The following is a 1,639-nucleotide window of genomic DNA, read 5'->3' as shown; positions in this document are numbered from 1 at the left end:
TTTGAGAGTAGACCTCTCAAAACTAAACAAAGTTTTGTCTCAGTGCAGGGCTTCCGTATTATTCCTTAGAAAGGAGGTGATCCAGCCGCAGGTTCTCCTACGGCTACCTTGTTACGACTTCACCCTAATCATCTGCCCCACCTTAGGCGGCTGGCTCCCGAAGGTTACCGAACCGACTTTGGGTGTTGCAAACTCTCATGGTGTGACGGGCGGTGTGTACAAGGCCCGGGAACGTATTCACCGCGGCATGCTGATCCGCGATTACTAGCGATTCCGACTTCGTGTAGGCGAGTTGCAGCCTACAGTCCGAACTGAGAATGGCTTTAAGAGATTAGCTTGCTCTCGCGAGTTCGCAACTCGTTGTACCATCCATTGTAGCACGTGTGTAGCCCAGGTCATAAGGGGCATGATGACTTGACGTCATCCCCACCTTCCTCCGGTTTGTCACCGGCAGTCTCGCCAGAGTGCCCAACTAAATGCTGGCAACTGACAATAAGGGTTGCGCTCGTTGCGGGACTTAACCCAACATCTCACGACACGAGCTGACGACAGCCATGCACCACCTGTATCTGCGTCCCCGAAGGGAACGCCTAATCTCTTAGGTTAGCACAGTATGTCAAGACCTGGTAAGGTTCTTCGCGTAGCTTCGAATTAAACCACATGCTCCACCGCTTGTGCGGGCCCCCGTCAATTCCTTTGAGTTTCAACCTTGCGGTCGTACTCCCCAGGCGGAATGCTTAATGCGTTAGCTGCGGCACTGAAGGGCGGAAACCCTCCAACACCTAGCATTCATCGTTTACGGCATGGACTACCAGGGTATCTAATCCTGTTCGCTACCCATGCTTTCGAGCCTCAGCGTCAGTTACAGACCAGACAGCCGCCTTCGCCACTGGTGTTCTTCCATATATCTACGCATTTCACCGCTACACATGGAGTTCCACTGTCCTCTTCTGCACTCAAGTTACCCAGTTTCCGATGCACTTCTCCGGTTAAGCCGAAGGCTTTCACATCAGACTTAAGTAACCGCCTGCGCTCGCTTTACGCCCAATAAATCCGGATAACGCTTGCCACCTACGTATTACCGCGGCTGCTGGCACGTAGTTAGCCGTGGCTTTCTGGTTGAATACCGTCAACGTCTGAACAGTTACTCTCAAACGTGTTCTTCTTCAACAACAGAGTTTTACGATCCGAAAACCTTCTTCACTCACGCGGCGTTGCTCCATCAGACTTTCGTCCATTGTGGAAGATTCCCTACTGCTGCCTCCCGTAGGAGTTTGGGCCGTGTCTCAGTCCCAATGTGGCCGATTACCCTCTCAGGTCGGCTACGTATCATTGCCTTGGTGAACCGTTACTCCACCAACTAGCTAATACGCCGCGGGTCCTTCCAGAAGTGATAGCCGAAACCACCTTTCAAACAAAAACCATGCGGTTTTTGTTGTTATACGGTATTAGCACCTGTTTCCAAGTGTTATCCCCTGCTTCTGGGCAGGTTACCCACGTGTTACTCACCAGTTCGCCACTCATCCGATGTTAAAATCCGTGCAAGCACTTCATTTAACGGGATGCGTTCGACTTGCATGTATTAGGCACGCCGCCAGCGTTCATCCTGAGCCAGGATCAAACTCTCATTTTATGATTG

At 51.6% G+C, this 1,639-nt stretch carries 1 rRNA gene; it reads right to left on the bottom strand.

What is annotated here, in order from left to right:
* Positions 1-69 precede the first annotated feature (69 nt).
* A 16S ribosomal RNA gene (locus tag JCM11969_RS16630) occupies positions 70-1,633 on the bottom strand.
* Positions 1,634-1,639: the final 6 nt, after the last annotated feature.

This window comes from Secundilactobacillus paracollinoides DSM 15502 = JCM 11969 (genome assembly GCF_001311135.1).
Lineage (GTDB): Bacteria > Bacillota > Bacilli > Lactobacillales > Lactobacillaceae > Secundilactobacillus > Secundilactobacillus paracollinoides.
The sequence above is the reverse complement of the archived record's forward strand: the minus strand, read 5'-3'. Positions and strand labels throughout refer to the sequence as shown.